This is a genomic window from Bacilli bacterium (assembly GCA_036381315.1).
GTDB lineage: Bacteria > Bacillota > Bacilli > Paenibacillales > KCTC-25726 > DASVDB01.
On sequence record DASVDB010000019.1, the window covers coordinates 1 to 15,112 of the forward strand.

Genomic DNA, 15,112 nt, shown 5'->3' on the forward strand with positions numbered 1-15,112 from the left:
AGCTCGATGCTAAAAGGTGCAACCGTGCTCGGCGTCGCCGCGGTGATCTCGAAATTGCTGGGGACGCTGCAGAAAATTCCGCTGCAAAACATTGCCGGCGATACAACCTTTGGGATTTATTCCGCGGTGTATCCTTTTTATATTTTGATCCTGTTTTTGGCAACGGCGGGTTTCCCCGTGGCGGTGGCAAAGTTTGTGGCGGAGCGGGCGGCGGCGGGGAACATGCGCGCTGCGGCAAAAGTTCTGGCCGTCTCGACCGTCATGCTGTCCATACTCGGAGCCGTCTTTTTTTGTTTGATGTACTTTGGGGCGGGCATGATAAGTTTCGCAATCGGCAGCGCGCAAACAAAATCGGCGTTGCAAAGCGTCTCGTTCGCGCTCTTGTTCGTTCCGGCGCTGTCCGCCTTGCGCGGCTATTTTCAAGGGTTGCAGGATATGATGCCGACGGCAGTATCGCAAGTGGCCGAACAATTCATCCGCGTGGCGACGATGCTTGTTTTGCTGTTCGCGCTTGCCAGCATGCGGGCTTCGGATGGCGCCATTGCGGCAGGGGCGACGTTCGGATCCGTCACAGGCGCGTTAGCCGGCCTTCTGGTCATGCTGCTTTATTGGAAAAAGGCCAAGCGGGAATATGCAACATTAGCGGCCGTTTTGCGGAATCACACCGAAAAGGCGGAGTCCTGGCGGGAACTTGCCGGGAAATTGCTTGCGTTTGCCTTGCCTGTTTGCCTGGGCTCGATCGTTGTTCCGATTTTGAACATCGTTGACACATTCACCATGCCGCATTTGTTGAAACAGTCCGGTTTCACCGAAAACGAGGCCATGTTCCGGCTTGGTTTATACAACCGCGGGCTTACGGTCGTCCAGCTGGTTTCCATGCTGGTGATTTCCGTTTCGGTCGCGATCGTTCCGGCGGTCGCCCAGGCCAAAGCGGAGCGCGATAGGGAATTGCTGCGCGTGCGCGTGGAACTGCCGGTGCGGCTCACCTGGCTGTTTGGCCTTGCGGCTTCCCTGGGCATTGCCGTCTTGGCTTTGCCGATCAATGTCATGTTGTATCAAGACGGGGCGGGCACGTCCGCCATGGCCATCATGGCGTTTACCGGCGTGTTCAGCGCGCTCAATATCACAACCGGCAGCGTCTTGCAAGGGCTGGGCAAAGTGCACATTCCAGCCGTCCATTTGCTTTCGGCGGCGGTGTTGAAATTGGTTTTGAATCTGGCCTTGCTGCCGAAATGGGGAATCATCGGCGGCGCCTTGGCCACTGTGCTGGCTTTCGCGCTTGCGGCGTTTCTCAATATGGCGGCGCTGCAAAAGATAACCGGGATGCGCTTTTCGTTTTCCGCCTATTGGTTAAAGCCCGGCCTGACCGTCATGAGCATGGTTGCGGCTGTTGCCGCCGTCCGGTTCGCTTTGCACAGTTGGCTGCCGCTTGCGGTTCACTCCGAACGAATGGTGGAAACTGTGATCGCGTTGATCGGAGTGGGAGCGGGCGTGGCCGTATTTTTCCCGGTTGCCTTTGCGGCAGGCGCGATAAGCGGTCAGGATCTGCAGGCGGCGCCCGCGCTGCGGGCAAAATTGGCGCCGTTGTTTCGCCGCCTGGAGCGGGGCTGATCATATGTCTGAAGGGGGAGTTTAAGATGGCTCGGTCAATTCATGTGGTGGGGTTGGGTTCGGGGGACCCCGACAAGCTGACGTTAGGCGTTTATAAAACGTTGCGGGAAGCGGGGCGCGTTTTTGTCCGCACGAATGTCCACCCGGTTGTCCGCCTGCTGGATGCGGAAAAAATTGCCTATACAAGTTTCGATGATATCTACCTGAAACATGACTCTTTTCCCGAAGTCTATAAGGAAATTTCCGATGTCCTGATCGAACAGGCGCTCAACGCGGATGAGCCGGTCGTTTACGCCGTGCCGGGCCATCCGATGGTGGCTGAAACCACGGTGCAATTGCTGCGGGAAACATGCGCGCGGCGGGGGATCCCCTTTTCCGTTTCCGGCGGCGAAAGTTTTTTGGATGAAGCATTCCTGCGGTTCGGATTCGATCCGATCGACGGGATGCAGCTTTTGGATGCGCAAACGATGAACCGCTCCATGCTTGCGCCCGCGCTGCATACGATTATCGCGCAGGTTTACGACAAAAGCGTAGCCTCCGACGTAAAACTTACCTTGATGGAACTTTATCCCGACGATTATCCGGTGACGATCGGGCATGAATTGGGGGTGGCCGGCAAAGAGAAAATCCTGACCGTACCGCTATTTGAACTGGACCGGCAGGAAGGGTTCGGCAATTTGTCGCTTGTATGGGTGCCGCGGACGGATGACGAGCGTATTGTGGGGCGCACGTTCGCGCGTTTGCAGGAAGTCGTCCGGATTTTGCGCAGCCCGGAAGGCTGTCCCTGGGATCGGGAGCAAACGCACCGGTCGATTCGCAAAAATCTGATCGAGGAAACCTACGAGGTGTTGGAAACGATCGATGATGACGATGCGGCGGCCATGTGCGAGGAATTGGGCGATTTGCTGTTGCAAGTATTGCTGCATGCGCAAATGGAGGCGGAGGCGGGATCGTTTGATATTTGGGATGTGGTGCAGGCGCTGCATGACAAACTGATCCGCCGCCATCCGCACGTTTTCGGCGACCGGACAGCGCAAAACGCCGCGGAAGCGTTAAGCACCTGGCAGGAAATGAAAGCGAAAGAAAAGGCGCAAGCGGGTGCCGAACGGCCGGCTTCCGTGTTGGCGGGTGTGCCGCGGGATCTGCCCGGGATCTTATATGCGTGGAAACTGCAGAAAAAAGCGGCGAAAGTAGGCTTTGACTGGGAACGGGCGGAGCAGGTTGCGGACAAAGTCCGGGAAGAGCTTGCCGAACTGATGGCCGTTGGCGAAGGCCGCGAGTTGCAGGATGAGCGCAAAGACGAGTTGGGCGATTTGCTGTTTGCCGTCGTGAATCTGGCGCGTTTTTTCGACATTGATCCGGAAGAAGCCATTTCGCTCGCCAACCGCAAATTTATGCGAAGATTTTCTTACATAGAGGAGCAACTCCGATTAAACAAGAAAGATATTGTCAACACTGGATTAGTGGAGATGGAACAGCTGTGGCAGCAGGCGAAGCGGGAGAATCATTGAACTGATCCTGTCGAAACATGCCAAAAAACAAAAAAAAATTTAAAAAAAATCGATTTGCAAGCAGGATTTTCCTGTAAAAGACAGAATATTTATCTCCGTGTACACATCATTCTGCGGGAACGCTTGCTGCCGCAAATCGCAAATGTTTCCGGAATCAGAGTACCGGGAAAGATCATTTTAGGAGGTTAGTTAAGATGAACAAAACAGATCTGGTCAACAACATCGCTGCCAAAAGCGGATTGACAAAAAAGGATGTTGAAGCCGTACTGAACGGTTTCCTCGGTGAAGTTACCACGGCTTTGTCCAAAGGCGACAAAGTGCAACTGATTGGTTTCGGCACTTTTGAAACGCGTAAGCGTTCCGGACGCGTCGGCCGCAATCCGCAAACCGGCAAAGCGATTAATATTCCGGCCTCGAAGGTGCCCGCTTTCAAAGCCGGCAACAAGCTTAAAGAAGCCGTAAAATAATGCGGCTTGACAAATTCCTGAAAGTTTCCCGCCTGATCAAGCGGCGCACCGTCGCCAAGGATGTTTCCGAGCAAGGAAGGGTTCTGATCAACGGCAGGGAAGCGAAACCGGGCAGCACGGTAAAAGTCGGCGACGAGTTGAAAATCCGTTTCGGTCAAAAAACGTTGACGGTCCGGATTGACAATATTAGCGAAACTTCGCGAAAAGAAGACGCCGACAGCATGTACACGCTGTTGCGAGAGGAATCCGAAAACTGACTGCGGGGGACCCGATAAGGGTCCCTTGTTTTTTGCACGTTCTAAATGGGACGACTTCCCCATAGTTTATACAAAGGAGGTCGTTTGATGATGGAGCACGGGAAAACGAAACGGCAGGAAATCAAGATGCTGAACCGCAAAATGCTGGAAGTATCCGGCGTCATGAACGTTGAGAGCTTCGACAGCGACGAGTTTCTGCTGGAAACGGAATGCGGCTTTTTGATGATTAAAGGCAGCAATTTGCATATTAAAAACCTAAGCCTCGAACAAGGCCTGGTCGCCATCGAAGGAACAGTTGACGCCATCGAGTATCTGGAAAGCGGCAGCGCCGGGAAATCCAAAGGGTTTTTGGGCAAATTGTTCAAGTGACACTCCCGGTTCAGTTCCAGACTCTATGGGCCATGGCGGCTTGCGGTTTTGTTTTGGGCTTATGTTTTGATATATACCGTGTCTGCTCGCGCCAACTGCATGTTCCGCGTTGGCTGATTCCGGCGTTTGATCTGTTGTATTGGGCGGCTGCGGCCGTGCTCGTTTTTCGCGTTCTTACGATCGTCAACAGCGGGCAAGTGCGCCTGTTTGTGTTCGCGGGCCTGTTCGCGGGCGGCGCGATTTATTTCGCGACGATCAGCAAGTGGGCCATTTTAATGGTAAAAAAAGCGATCGCGTTTGCTTTCTTGTTGGGGGCATGGTTGCGGAAAGCCGGAAAAGTTTTGTTCATCATTCCGCTCAAAGGTTTGTGGCGGCTATTATGGCTTTTTGGCGGTTTTTTCCTTACGGTATCTGTATTCGTCGGCAAAATTATGTTACAATTGCTTTATCCTGTCCGGATTTTGTTCGCTTTCCTGTTGCGTCCTTTTCACAGGCTTGTTTATCCGGTGCGGGGCTTGCGCAAACGTCTCGGCGCATTTGCGGGAAGGCTGAAGAAAATCCTATTCAAGTAAGCGGCAATAAGGAGGATTTGGCAAAGTGCACACGGATCTGGCAGGCAATCGTATCGTTGTCGCCGATAAAGGCAGACGCAGAAGAATGCGTTTGTTGCTGTTCATTTTGTCGGCATTTTTGCTGTGGGCCGTGCTTACGTTTTTTTCCCAACAAGACAATCTGCAAGGCAAAAACTCCAGATTGGCGCAGATGCAAAAGAAGCTTGCCGAAAGCGTAAAGCAAAACAAAGAGCTCAAGCTGGAAGTCACGCGATTGAACGATCCCGAATACATTGAACAAAGGGCACGGAAAGATTTCCACATGATACGCCCGGGAGAAACGTTGTTTGTTACGCCGAAATCGGAATAAACAAACGGCTTGTTTCCGGCGCGTTTACCATATTGACCTCCTAATCGACATCATGTATAATCTGCGTAGCTTCATTTAATTTTTTTGGCGGGAAGCGCTTTCGTACAGGCTTTTTTCGCAATATTCAAGGGAGGAACAGCACAATTTTATGTCATTCGAAGTGGGCACGAAGCTAGAAGGCAAGGTGACAGGGATCACGCACTTCGGTGCGTTTGTTGAACTTTCGCAGGGTGTCACCGGGCTAGTTCACATCTCCGAAATTGCCGACAACTATGTGAAGGATGTGAAAGATCACCTTAAAATTGACGATGTCGTCATGGTGAAAGTGATCAACGTTGACAAGGATGGAAAGATCGGTCTTTCCATCAAGCAGGCGAAAGATCGACCTGTCGAACCAAGGCCCGCTTTTTCAGATAAACCCGGTTACGGGCGCGCGGAACGCCACGAGTTTGGATTGGGCGGCGGCAAATCGTTCAGGCAGCCCAACAAGACTTCCTTTGAAGATAAAATGAACAAATTTTTGCGCGACAGTGAAGAGCGAATCGCCTCCCTGCGCAAGAACACAGAAGGCAAACGCGGTGGCCGCGGCGCGCGGCGCGACTGATACAATTTGATCATGACAAGGCTGCATGGACCAGCATCCATTGCAGCCTTTTTTGTCGGAAATTTCTCTGAAACTCCCAACTCATTCTGACAAACTTTTATGGTTGAGAGATTTTATAATAGAGGGCGCACAAAAAAGAGATAGGTGGTGCCCGTCCATCATGCTTAAGAAAAATGAGATGATCATTCCCGCGGCGGCGGCCGAAAGCAAGCGGTTTTGGCGAAAGTGGAGGGCGAAATGGAGAGGAACCAACGCGGGCGCGCTTCTTCCGCGCCTGTCCGCGCAAGCCTCAACAATCTTGTTGGTCGGAATGGCTGTTTTGTTGGGGCGGGCGGCAATATTGGACGGATTGAATCCGTTCGCCGTATCCTATTTTGCCGTCGTCTATTTCTTGCGAAAAGATTTGCTGATGTGGATTGCCGCCGGACTGTTGATCGGTAATCTGCTTTCGCCCGCCGCGCAAGCCGGCAGTCTGCTCTCTCAATTCGCGGTGATGCTGTTAATCCAGTGGGCGCTGGAAAAATTCGATCGGACCGAATTGGCTTATGCGCCGGTCATTGTTTTTATCGCGTCTTTTTCCGTCCAGTTATTCGGAATTTTGGCGCAGGACAACTTCGCCTGGTATGATCTGACGATGGCGGCTGTTGAAGCGGTTTTAAGTTTTATGCTTACGCTTGTCTTTATTCAGGCATTGCCTGCGTTCATCCTGGCGAAGAAAAGCGGGCAGTGGCGGCATGAAGAACTGATTTGCCTGATTATTTTGCTCGCCTCCGCCATGACCGGGGCGATCGGTTGGAGCATTTCCGGCTTGGCTGTCGAGCATCTGCTGACGCGAGCGTTCATTCTCATCTTCGCCTTGTTGGGCGGGGTCACGTTGGGCACGACGGTCGGCGTCATCAGCGGGCTCGTCATAAGCCTGGCCGACGTTTCCGCAATCGGGCAAATGGGCTTGCTGGCGTTTGCGGGCATGCTTGCCGGTTTGTTGAAAGAAGGCGGCAAATGGGCGGTTGCCTTTGGCTTTTTTCTCGGCTCGTCGATTCTTTCCATCTACCTCGGCACGCAAGCGGAAGTGCTTCAATCGTCGTGGGAGTCGCTTGCCGCAGCGGCGTTTTTTCTGCTTGTGCCAAAGTTCTGGCTATCGAAGGCGGCGCTGTTTGTGCCGGGGACGCAGGAACATATCAGGTATCAGTACGAATATGCCAAACGGGTGCGGGATGTTACGGCAAACCGCGTCGAGCAATTCTCGGAAGTGTTCCGCCAGCTGTCCGGCAGCTTCCGTCAGGTCGCGGGCGACAGCGCCGCCCGGAAGGAGGAATTTGGCGAATTTTTAAAGGCGGTGACGGCGAATACTTGCGCGACGTGCTGGAAACGGGAGGCGTGCTGGGAGAAAAAGTTTTATCAAACATACGAAATGATGAACGAGATGATGGCGGCTTTGGAAGAAAATGAGCACTTTGCCCATCGGGATATCCCGCAGAACTGGAAAAGACTTTGCGCCAAGACGGAAAAGGTGCTGGATGCGATGAAGGCGCAATTGGAGCAGCAAAAGTACGATTGGACGTTGAAAAAGCAAATTATCGACAGCCGCAAGTTGGTTGCGGAGCAATTGTCCGGCGTGTCGCAGGTCATGGAAGACTTGGCCAAGGAAATCAAACGCGAAGGGATGGAACTCGTCCAGCAGGAGGAGACCATTCGGCAGGCGTTGGAGCAGTTGGGCCTGTCCATTCACAGCATCGACATCATTAGCCTGGATGAAGGAAATGTGGAGATCGAGATTGTCCACCAGTTCAACAAGGGCTATGACGAGTGCCGCAAAATTATCGCGCCGCTCCTGTCGGACATTTTGGCGGAAAATATTGCGGTAAAAAGCGAACAATTTTTGGCCAAAGGTGACGGCTATTACCGTGTTGTTTTCGGCTCCGCCAAGGAATTTGAAGTGGAGACGGGAATTGCCGGGGCGGCCAAAGGCGGCGGCTTGTTGTCCGGCGACAGTTTCAGCGCGGCCGAATTGGGCAACGGGAAATATGCGGTAGCCATCAGCGACGGCATGGGGAACGGGGAACGCGCGCGGGCGGAAAGCAGCGCGGCGTTGTCGATTTTGCAGCAGCTTTTGAAAACGGGGATGGATGAAAAACTCGCGGTAAAATCGGTGAATTCCGTTCTGACGCTGCGTTCGCCCGATGAGATGTTTGCCACCATCGATGTCGCGTTGATCGATTTGTACACCGCCGACACAACTTTTATGAAGATCGGCTCCATTCCAAGCTTCATCAAACGGGGAGACGATGTGCTCACCGTTACGGCTAACAACCTGCCCGTCGGCATTTTGCAGGAAATCGACGTCGAGCTCGTGACGATCCGGCTTTATCCGGAGGATCTCCTGATTATGATCACCGACGGCATTTATGACGCTCCGGGCCCCACAGTCAACAAAGAGTTGTGGCTGAAACGGCTGATTCAGGAAATTCGGGCGGAAGCGCCGCAGGATATTGCCGATTGCTTGTTGGAAAAAGTCGTGCGCTATCATCAGGGGGAGATTCGCGACGACATGACGGTTGTAGTCGCCAGAATCGCGAAAAAACACCCGGAATGGGCGACGATTCGCTGGTCCGGGCATAAATCGTTCGAGCGCCCGCGGACGGTCAGCTAAACGGCGGTTGCATCCGGGCGCGTTTCCGGAATCGGCTCATCCTCCGCCAGCTTTCAACTGTTTCGCCATCGCGGCAATCAGTTTCATCGGTTTGGCCGGGTCCTTCACATCAAAGCGAATGGTGAAAATTTTCGCCAGGGTGTCCTGGCTAACGCCCGCGAATACCGGGCTGTCCCGCAAATCGACCCCGTAAAGCGTAGGCTTGGTGTCTGCGGGAAATTGCGCGTAGATCAGGCGGTCTTCCGGAACAAGTGATTGCAGCTCGTCTTTCCAGGGTTCAAGCGGCAAGAAAGCCGCATCCTGTCCGAGACGGTTAAATTGTACATCATCCACAATATAAATGTCGGGCCGCTCCGCCGCCAGCAAAACGACCGATTTTTGCACCTGCGCGTAGTCCAAAGTCCCCGATTCGCCGCTGGGAGTATAGTTTAAAAGCACCGCGACCCGTTTCCATCCCGGGACAAGTTCGGCCATTTTTGTTTCCAGAGGCGCGGTTTCATCCGCGACGTACGCCCCGACCATCATCGTAGACACATCGGGCGGAATTTCCTTTTGCTTGGCTATAAAACTGTGCACCAGCGAGATGATGAGAATGAGGACCGCGAGCCCGCCTAGCAGATGCAATTTATAATAGTATAAAAAGTGCTCGATTTTTCTCCGCAGGGGGCTTTTGGTTTGCTCCGATCGATAGATCGGATTGCTTTCCAGATCCAGTTGCTGAAAATGCGCGACGATTTGTTTATACGCTTGATTGTACGGTTCGAACTGCTTTTCTTCCTGGGCTTTTTCTTCTTCGCCCAAGCTTTTTATTTTCGCCTGATGGCGTTTCAGCAAAATAAAATAGCGGCGCTCAACCTCGTCTTTGCTTGCGTTTTCGGGAACTCCCAGCATTTCGTATGCCTGTTTTAACGCATCCACCTGAATTTCCCCTTTTTCCAGTCCGTTGTACGGCATTGCTTCCATTACATATTTTAACGTGAATGCCGCCGACAAGCAAAACGGCAATTCGGGGTGCCGGTGTCGAGTTCCCTAACCATTTCGCGCCCCGAAAGACAAGCAAATTGGCTTCGCGGGCCCGGATGATAACGCGAAAAACGGTAGCGCATATGTGTTTCATTTTCCCGTTTCGACCGCGAAGGCGGCGGGCTTGACACAACCTGGCCTGCACGAGCGATCTTGCAAAAACGGACCGCTTATTCTATAAATGTAACATAAAGGGTTCAACGCCGACCGGAGGGGTGGCGCCCGTATTGGCAAAAGTGATCCGCGGTTTGTGCCGCACAGGCGGCGCGGCAAAGCAAGAAAATGCGCAATTGCCCTTAAAACCTTAAAAAGCGGAGAGGAAAAATTCCGCGCAAAAAGCCGCCGCTTGCCCGGGAACTGCCGCAATCATGCCAGTGTTGGCGGCATTTGCGATATTTTTTTGTCGCGGCGGTTCGGAATCGGAAGGAATGACCGCAGTGGATGACCTGATTCGCCAGGTGGAGGCGACCATTGAAGAAGAAGGGCTGTTGGCCAGAGGAGACAAGATCGTCGTCGCGGTTTCCGGGGGGCCGGATTCTGTGGCGCTGTTACATGTGCTTTTTTCGTTGGCCAAAAAGTGGGATTGGCAGCTTGTCGCGGCGCATGTCAACCACCGCTTCCGTCCGGCCGAGTCGGAAAAAGAAGCGGAGCAAGTCAGGCTGTTGGCGGCCCGGCTGGATGTGCCGTTTGCCTACGCCCAAATCGACGTGCCGGCTTACGCGTCCGAACGCGGCTTGAATCCGCAGGCTGCGGCGCGGGAAAAGCGCTACGCATTTTTGCATGAGGCTGCGAATCAATACGGCGCGACAAAATTGGCGCTTGCCCATCATGCCGATGACCAGGCCGAAACCGTGCTGATGCGGATCATACATGGCACGGGATTAACGGGCCTCGCCGGCATCCCGATCAAACGAACGGAAAAAAACTTGCAACTTATTCGCCCCTTGTTGCGTAATACGAAACGAGAGTTGGAGAATTATTGCCGTGCGGCCGGCCTTGCATATTGTATCGACAGCAGCAATTTGCAGCGAAAATATGTGCGCAACCGCATCCGCCTGGACGTGCTGCCGCTTCTTTCCTCGATTAATCCGGAAATTCGCGGCTCGCTCAACCGATTAGCCGCGCAAGCGGAGGTTGACGGGGGCTTGCTTGACGCTTTGGCGATGCGGCGTTATGCCGTGCTGGTGGTGGAAAAACAATCAGAATGCACATTCGCCAGATTTTCATTTCTTAAGCTGCACGTTGCTTTACAAAGAAGAATGATTAAACTAATATTAAGTTATCTTGCGGCAAAAACGCGAAAAACGGCATTTTTGGCGAGGTTTTCCGACTTCAGGACGATCGAAACCATGCGCGTTGCCATCGCGCGGGATGCGCCGTCGACGCTGCGTCTGGACATCGGCGGAGCGTTGCGGTTTATTCGCGAGTATGAGCGAATCCGCATTGTGAGTGCGGCGGCTTTGGCAAAGCCCAGGCATTACCTGTATCACGTTGCCGCGGTGCCGGCGCGGCTGTGGATCGCGGAAGCCGGCTGCACGTTGACTTTTGAAACGGCCGATGCGGCAACGGTCATGGAGACCGGCGATCAAAACACAGCCGTGTTTGATTTCGATCGCCTGCGTTTTCCGCTTGCGGTCCGCAATCGCCGGGATGGCGACCGGATGCGCCCGCAAGGTTTAAATGGAAGTAAAAAGGTAAAAAATATGTTCATTGATGACAAGGTTCCGCCCGAAAACCGGGACTGTCTGCCGCTTATTATCGACGCCGGCGGAACGATCCTGTGGATTCCGCAACTGCGGCGGTCGGATCACGCGGCGGTCGGCGACCGCACAACTCGCGTATTAATTATTCGGGCAAATTTTGAATGAACATATAGACGTGCTCATACTATTGAAAGCAGGAGGGTTATGGTTGCACAACGACATTCAGGAAATACTGCATTCGGAAGAAGAGATTCAGGCGAAAATCCTGGAGCTCGGCAAACAGATCAGCAAAGACTTCTCCGATAAGAAACCGTTGGTCATTTGTATTCTGAAAGGCGCATTCATTTTTATGGCTGATTTGATCAGACGCCTGGATATACCGGTTGAAGTGGATTTCATGGCCGTGTCCAGCTATGGGCAATCGACGAAATCGTCCGGTGTCGTTAAAATTATGAAAGATCTCGATACGCCGGTAGATGGACGCCATGTGCTAATCGTTGAAGACATTATTGATAGCGGACTTACTTTAAGTTATATCATCGACGTGCTGGAACGGCGCAATGCGCTGTCCGTAACGGTCGTTACGCTGTTTGACAAACCGGCGCGCAGAACCGTCGGTTTGGAAGCCGATTATACGGGATTTGTGCTGCCGGACGCGTTTGTTGTCGGCTATGGGCTGGATTACGCGGAAAAATACCGCAATTTGCCCTATATAGGCATCTTGAAGCAGGAAGTATACTCCAAATGAGGACAAGGCATGCGGCCATCGCCGGCGCGTATCGGCATGGGCTCTATTGTGGCGGAAAAGTCTGCTGTGGTAAAATAATAAGGTGTGCGTCGAGAGGAGGTTGGGGATGAACAGGCTTATTCGAAATACCGGATTTTATCTCATTATTTTTTTGGTTACGGTTGGGATCGTACACTTTATTAGCAATCAGAACGATCAGCGGGAAGAAATCCGCTACGACCAGTTTCGCGCTGAACTGCAAAAACAAAATGTGGAAGAAGTGTCCGTCAAGTTTGTCGGCTATACATATCTGATTAACGGTAAGTATAGACATCCGGAAAATGCTGATAAAACGAATTTCTTTGTTTATGCCCCCTTCGGCGAAAAAGTCGTCGATGAAATTGAACAAGGCGGAGTTGCCAAAGTAACATTCCAGAAAATGGAAGGCGAAAATGTCTGGATTACCTTCCTGACTTCCATTATTCCGTTCGTGATTATCTTTATTTTGTTTTTCTTCCTGTTTAACCAGGCGCAGGGCGGCGGCGGCAAAGTCATGAATTTCGGCAAAAGCCGGGCGCGGCTGTATAATGAAGAGAAAAAACGCGTCACCTTTGAAGATGTGGCGGGTGCGGATGAAGAAAAGCAGGAGCTTGTCGAAGTCGTGGAATTTTTGAAAGACCCGCGCAAGTTTGCCGCTGTCGGCGCCCGCATTCCGAAAGGCGTGCTGCTTGTCGGTCCTCCCGGAACAGGTAAAACATTGCTGGCGCGCGCGGTGGCGGGCGAAGCGGGAGTGCCGTTTTTCAGCATCAGCGGCTCCGACTTCGTGGAAATGTTCGTCGGTGTCGGCGCGTCCAGAGTGCGCGACTTGTTCGAAAATGCCAAGAAAAATTCTCCGTGCATTATTTTCATTGACGAGATCGACGCGGTCGGGCGCCAACGCGGCGCGGGACTGGGCGGCGGTCACGATGAACGCGAACAAACCTTGAACCAATTGCTTGTCGAGATGGATGGGTTTGGCGCCAACGAAGGCATCATCATTATCGCCGCAACCAACCGGCCCGACATTCTGGACCCGGCGCTTTTGCGTCCGGGGCGTTTTGACCGGCAAATTACGGTGGATCGCCCGGACATTAAAGGGCGCGAGGCCGTGTTGCGGGTGCATGCGCGCAACAAGCCGCTGAATAAAGACGTCAAGCTGGAAACGATCGCCAAGTTTACGACCGGGTTTACCGGGGCCGATCTGGAGAATTTGTTGAATGAGGCGGCGCTCCTGGCCGCGCGAAGAAACCGCAAAGACATCTCGATGAAGGAAGTCGAAGAAGCTGTCGAACGCGTCGTGGTCGGCGTCGAAAAGAAAAGCCGCGTCATCAGCGAGCGGGAAAAACGCATCGTCGCATATCACGAATCCGGCCATACGATTGTCGGCTACTACCTGGAAAATGCCGACATGGTGCAGAAAGTAACCATTATTCCGCGCGGCAGGGCCGGCGGCTATGTGATGATGTTGCCGAAGGAAGACCGCATGCTGATTACGAAAAAGGAACTGCTGGAACGCGTTACCGGGTTGTTGGCCGGACGGGTGTCCGAGGAACTGTACATCGGAGAAATCGGTACGGGCGCATACAGCGACTTCAAACAAGCGACCAGTATCGTCCGCAGCATGATCGTCGAATACGGCATGAGCGAAAAGCTTGGGCCGATGCAGTTCGGGAATCCGCAAGGGCAAGTATTCCTCGGCCGCGATATCGGCCATGAGCAGAACTACAGCGATCAAATCGCCTACGAAATCGACCAGGAAATGCAGGCGATCATCCGCGAATGCTATGAACGGGCAAAACAACTTTTGACCGAACATGCGGACAAGGTTCACCTGATCGCGAACACGCTGCTTGAGCGGGAAACGCTGGATATTGACATGATCAAGCAATTGATCGAGCACGGCAAGCTGGATGACGATGATAAAGAAAGCGGCGGCGACAAACCGGCGGAAGCAACCGGCGATGCGGCGGATCAGCCGGAGGCCAAACAGCCTGAAGCCCCGGCGCAAGACAATGTGAAGGTGAATATTCAAACGCAGGATCAACAGAATAAACTGGACTTCGACAAGCCGAAAGGCGATAAGCCCGATGGCAAAAACGAACCATAACCGGCATTCAATCCCGGACCGGCAACTCATTTACGAGTTGCCGGTTTTTATTGTCATTGTCAGATGTCTTTACTCCTGTAAAAAAAGTTTGTTGACACCGGCGTGAAGGTTGTGTAAATTAGGTTCACAACGGCATAGCCTTTAGGAGGGACAATGATGCTTGACATGGAAGCGATGGCGCTCGAACGCAAGAAAGAGCAAAACCGCATATTGAAACAACGGTTGCTGGAACTGAAAAAAGAGCGTAATGCAATCATCCTGGCCCACTATTATCAACGCGACGAGATTCAGGAAGTCGCCGATTTCCGCGGCGACTCATTTTTGTTGGCGCAAAAGGCCGCCCAGACCGACGCCGATACAATCGTTTTTTGCGGCGTTCACTTTATGGGGGAAAGCGCCAAGATACTCGCCTATGACAAGACGGTCATCGTCCCCGACGAACGCGCCGGATGCCCGATGGCCGATATGGTCAATGTGGACGGCTTGCGAAAATTGAAAGCGAAACATCCGAACGCAAAAGTGGTCACCTACATCAACTCTTCCGCCGAAGTTAAAGCGGAAACGGATATCGTCTGCACATCGGCAAATGCGGTGAAAATCATTCAGTCGCTCGATGCGGACGAAATTATTTGGGTGCCGGATAAAAATTTGGGCAATTATGTGGCAAAATTCACAGACAAAAAAATGATCATCTGGGAAGGTTACTGCAACACGCACGACATGCTCGTCGTCAAGGATGTGGTCGAAATGCGGAAACAGTACCCGAACGCCCGATTTGTCGCCCATCCCGAATGCAGGCCCGAAGTGGTGGCGATGGCCGATTTTGTCGGCAGCACGACGGCGATTATCAAATATTGCCGGGAGTCGGAGCACGACGAATTTATCGTGGGCACGGAAGACGGAACCGGATATCAACTGCGCAAAGACAGCCCGCAGAAAAAGTTTCATTTTGCCTCCAAATATCTGGTCTGTCCGAATATGAAAGTAAACAATTTAAAAAAGCTGGTGCGCGCTTTGGAAACAATGCGCCCGCAAATATACGTGCCGCCGCATGTTGCCGATAAGGCGCGGGTGTCGCTCTTGAGAATGCTGGAAGTTGCCGGGAAATAGGTTTTGCGGTAGG

At 52.8% G+C, this 15,112-nt stretch carries 14 protein-coding genes; 13 read left to right on the forward strand and 1 reads right to left on the reverse strand.

Annotated elements, in window-relative coordinates; genetic code table 11:
* The 9 genes from VF260_01370 to spoIIE form a co-directional block, all read left to right on the forward strand.
* On the forward strand, positions 1–1,611 hold a 1,611-nt coding region (locus VF260_01370; protein ID HEX7055832.1), incomplete at its 5' end, for a polysaccharide biosynthesis protein.
* A 26-nt stretch (positions 1,612–1,637) separates the two neighbouring features.
* Complete coding sequence (mazG, locus tag VF260_01375; protein ID HEX7055833.1) at positions 1,638–3,122, forward strand: nucleoside triphosphate pyrophosphohydrolase; 1,485 nt, start codon at positions 1,638–1,640, stop codon at positions 3,120–3,122.
* A 194-nt stretch (positions 3,123–3,316) separates the two neighbouring features.
* Entirely contained in the window at positions 3,317–3,589 is a 273-nt protein-coding gene (locus VF260_01380) for an HU family DNA-binding protein (protein HEX7055834.1), read from the forward strand.
* Positions 3,589–3,846 (forward strand): RNA-binding S4 domain-containing protein, encoded by a 258-nt coding sequence (locus VF260_01385; GenBank protein HEX7055835.1) that lies wholly within the window; start codon positions 3,589–3,591, stop codon positions 3,844–3,846. Before VF260_01380 ends, VF260_01385 begins: the two co-directional genes overlap by 1 nt.
* An 87-nt stretch (positions 3,847–3,933) precedes the next feature.
* Entirely contained in the window at positions 3,934–4,215 is a 282-nt protein-coding gene (yabP, locus tag VF260_01390; GenBank protein ID HEX7055836.1) for a sporulation protein YabP, read from the forward strand.
* A complete protein-coding gene (gene yabQ, locus VF260_01395; protein HEX7055837.1) occupies positions 4,212–4,787 on the forward strand; it encodes a spore cortex biosynthesis protein YabQ in 576 nt (191 codons plus the stop codon). The genes yabP and yabQ overlap by 4 nt, the downstream gene beginning before the upstream one ends.
* A 25-nt stretch (positions 4,788–4,812) precedes the next feature.
* Positions 4,813–5,136, forward strand: coding sequence for a septum formation initiator family protein (locus VF260_01400; GenBank protein ID HEX7055838.1), 324 nt, complete (start codon positions 4,813–4,815; stop codon positions 5,134–5,136).
* Between the two features lie 148 nt (positions 5,137–5,284).
* Positions 5,285–5,740 (forward strand): S1 domain-containing RNA-binding protein, encoded by a 456-nt coding sequence (locus tag VF260_01405; GenBank protein HEX7055839.1) that lies wholly within the window; start codon positions 5,285–5,287, stop codon positions 5,738–5,740.
* 160 nt (positions 5,741–5,900) lie between these two features.
* Complete coding sequence (spoIIE, locus tag VF260_01410; protein ID HEX7055840.1) at positions 5,901–8,390, forward strand: stage II sporulation protein E; 2,490 nt, start codon at positions 5,901–5,903, stop codon at positions 8,388–8,390.
* Positions 8,391–8,426: 36 nt separating this feature from the next.
* On the opposite strand, the gene VF260_01415 is transcribed toward spoIIE, so the two are convergent.
* Positions 8,427–9,344 (reverse strand): hypothetical protein, encoded by a 918-nt coding sequence (locus VF260_01415; GenBank protein HEX7055841.1) that lies wholly within the window; start codon positions 9,342–9,344, stop codon positions 8,427–8,429.
* A 497-nt stretch (positions 9,345–9,841) separates the two neighbouring features.
* Here VF260_01415 and tilS point away from each other — a divergent pair, with 497 nt between their 5' ends.
* The 4 genes from tilS to nadA all read left to right on the forward strand — a co-directional run bounded on the left by tilS (position 9,842) and on the right by nadA (position 15,099).
* The gene (tilS, locus tag VF260_01420; GenBank protein ID HEX7055842.1) at positions 9,842–11,281 is read left to right on the forward strand and encodes a tRNA lysidine(34) synthetase TilS; all 1,440 of its coding nucleotides are present in this window, start codon (positions 9,842–9,844) and stop codon (positions 11,279–11,281) included.
* A 43-nt stretch (positions 11,282–11,324) separates the two neighbouring features.
* Entirely contained in the window at positions 11,325–11,864 is a 540-nt protein-coding gene (hpt, locus tag VF260_01425; protein HEX7055843.1) for a hypoxanthine phosphoribosyltransferase, read from the forward strand.
* A 106-nt stretch (positions 11,865–11,970) separates the two neighbouring features.
* Complete coding sequence (gene ftsH, locus VF260_01430; GenBank protein HEX7055844.1) at positions 11,971–13,989, forward strand: ATP-dependent zinc metalloprotease FtsH; 2,019 nt, start codon at positions 11,971–11,973, stop codon at positions 13,987–13,989.
* 165 nt (positions 13,990–14,154) lie between these two features.
* Entirely contained in the window at positions 14,155–15,099 is a 945-nt protein-coding gene (gene nadA / locus VF260_01435) for a quinolinate synthase NadA (GenBank protein HEX7055845.1), read from the forward strand.
* Positions 15,100–15,112: the final 13 nt, after the last annotated feature.

Coding starts and splice junctions, on each gene's coding strand:
- mazG (HEX7055833.1), top strand. CDS start 1,638: ATGGCTCGGTCAATTCATGTGGTGGGGTTGGGTTCGGGGGACCCCGAC.
- VF260_01380 (HEX7055834.1), top strand. CDS start 3,317: ATGAACAAAACAGATCTGGTCAACAACATCGCTGCCAAAAGCGGATTG.
- VF260_01385 (HEX7055835.1), top strand. CDS start 3,589: ATGCGGCTTGACAAATTCCTGAAAGTTTCCCGCCTGATCAAGCGGCGC.
- yabP (HEX7055836.1), top strand. CDS start 3,934: ATGATGGAGCACGGGAAAACGAAACGGCAGGAAATCAAGATGCTGAAC.
- VF260_01405 (HEX7055839.1), top strand. CDS start 5,285: ATGTCATTCGAAGTGGGCACGAAGCTAGAAGGCAAGGTGACAGGGATC.
- spoIIE (HEX7055840.1), top strand. CDS start 5,901: ATGCTTAAGAAAAATGAGATGATCATTCCCGCGGCGGCGGCCGAAAGC.
- VF260_01415 (HEX7055841.1), bottom strand. CDS start 9,344: ATGCCGTACAACGGACTGGAAAAAGGGGAAATTCAGGTGGATGCGTTA.
- tilS (HEX7055842.1), top strand. CDS start 9,842: ATGACCGCAGTGGATGACCTGATTCGCCAGGTGGAGGCGACCATTGAA.
- ftsH (HEX7055844.1), top strand. CDS start 11,971: ATGAACAGGCTTATTCGAAATACCGGATTTTATCTCATTATTTTTTTG.
- nadA (HEX7055845.1), top strand. CDS start 14,155: ATGGAAGCGATGGCGCTCGAACGCAAGAAAGAGCAAAACCGCATATTG.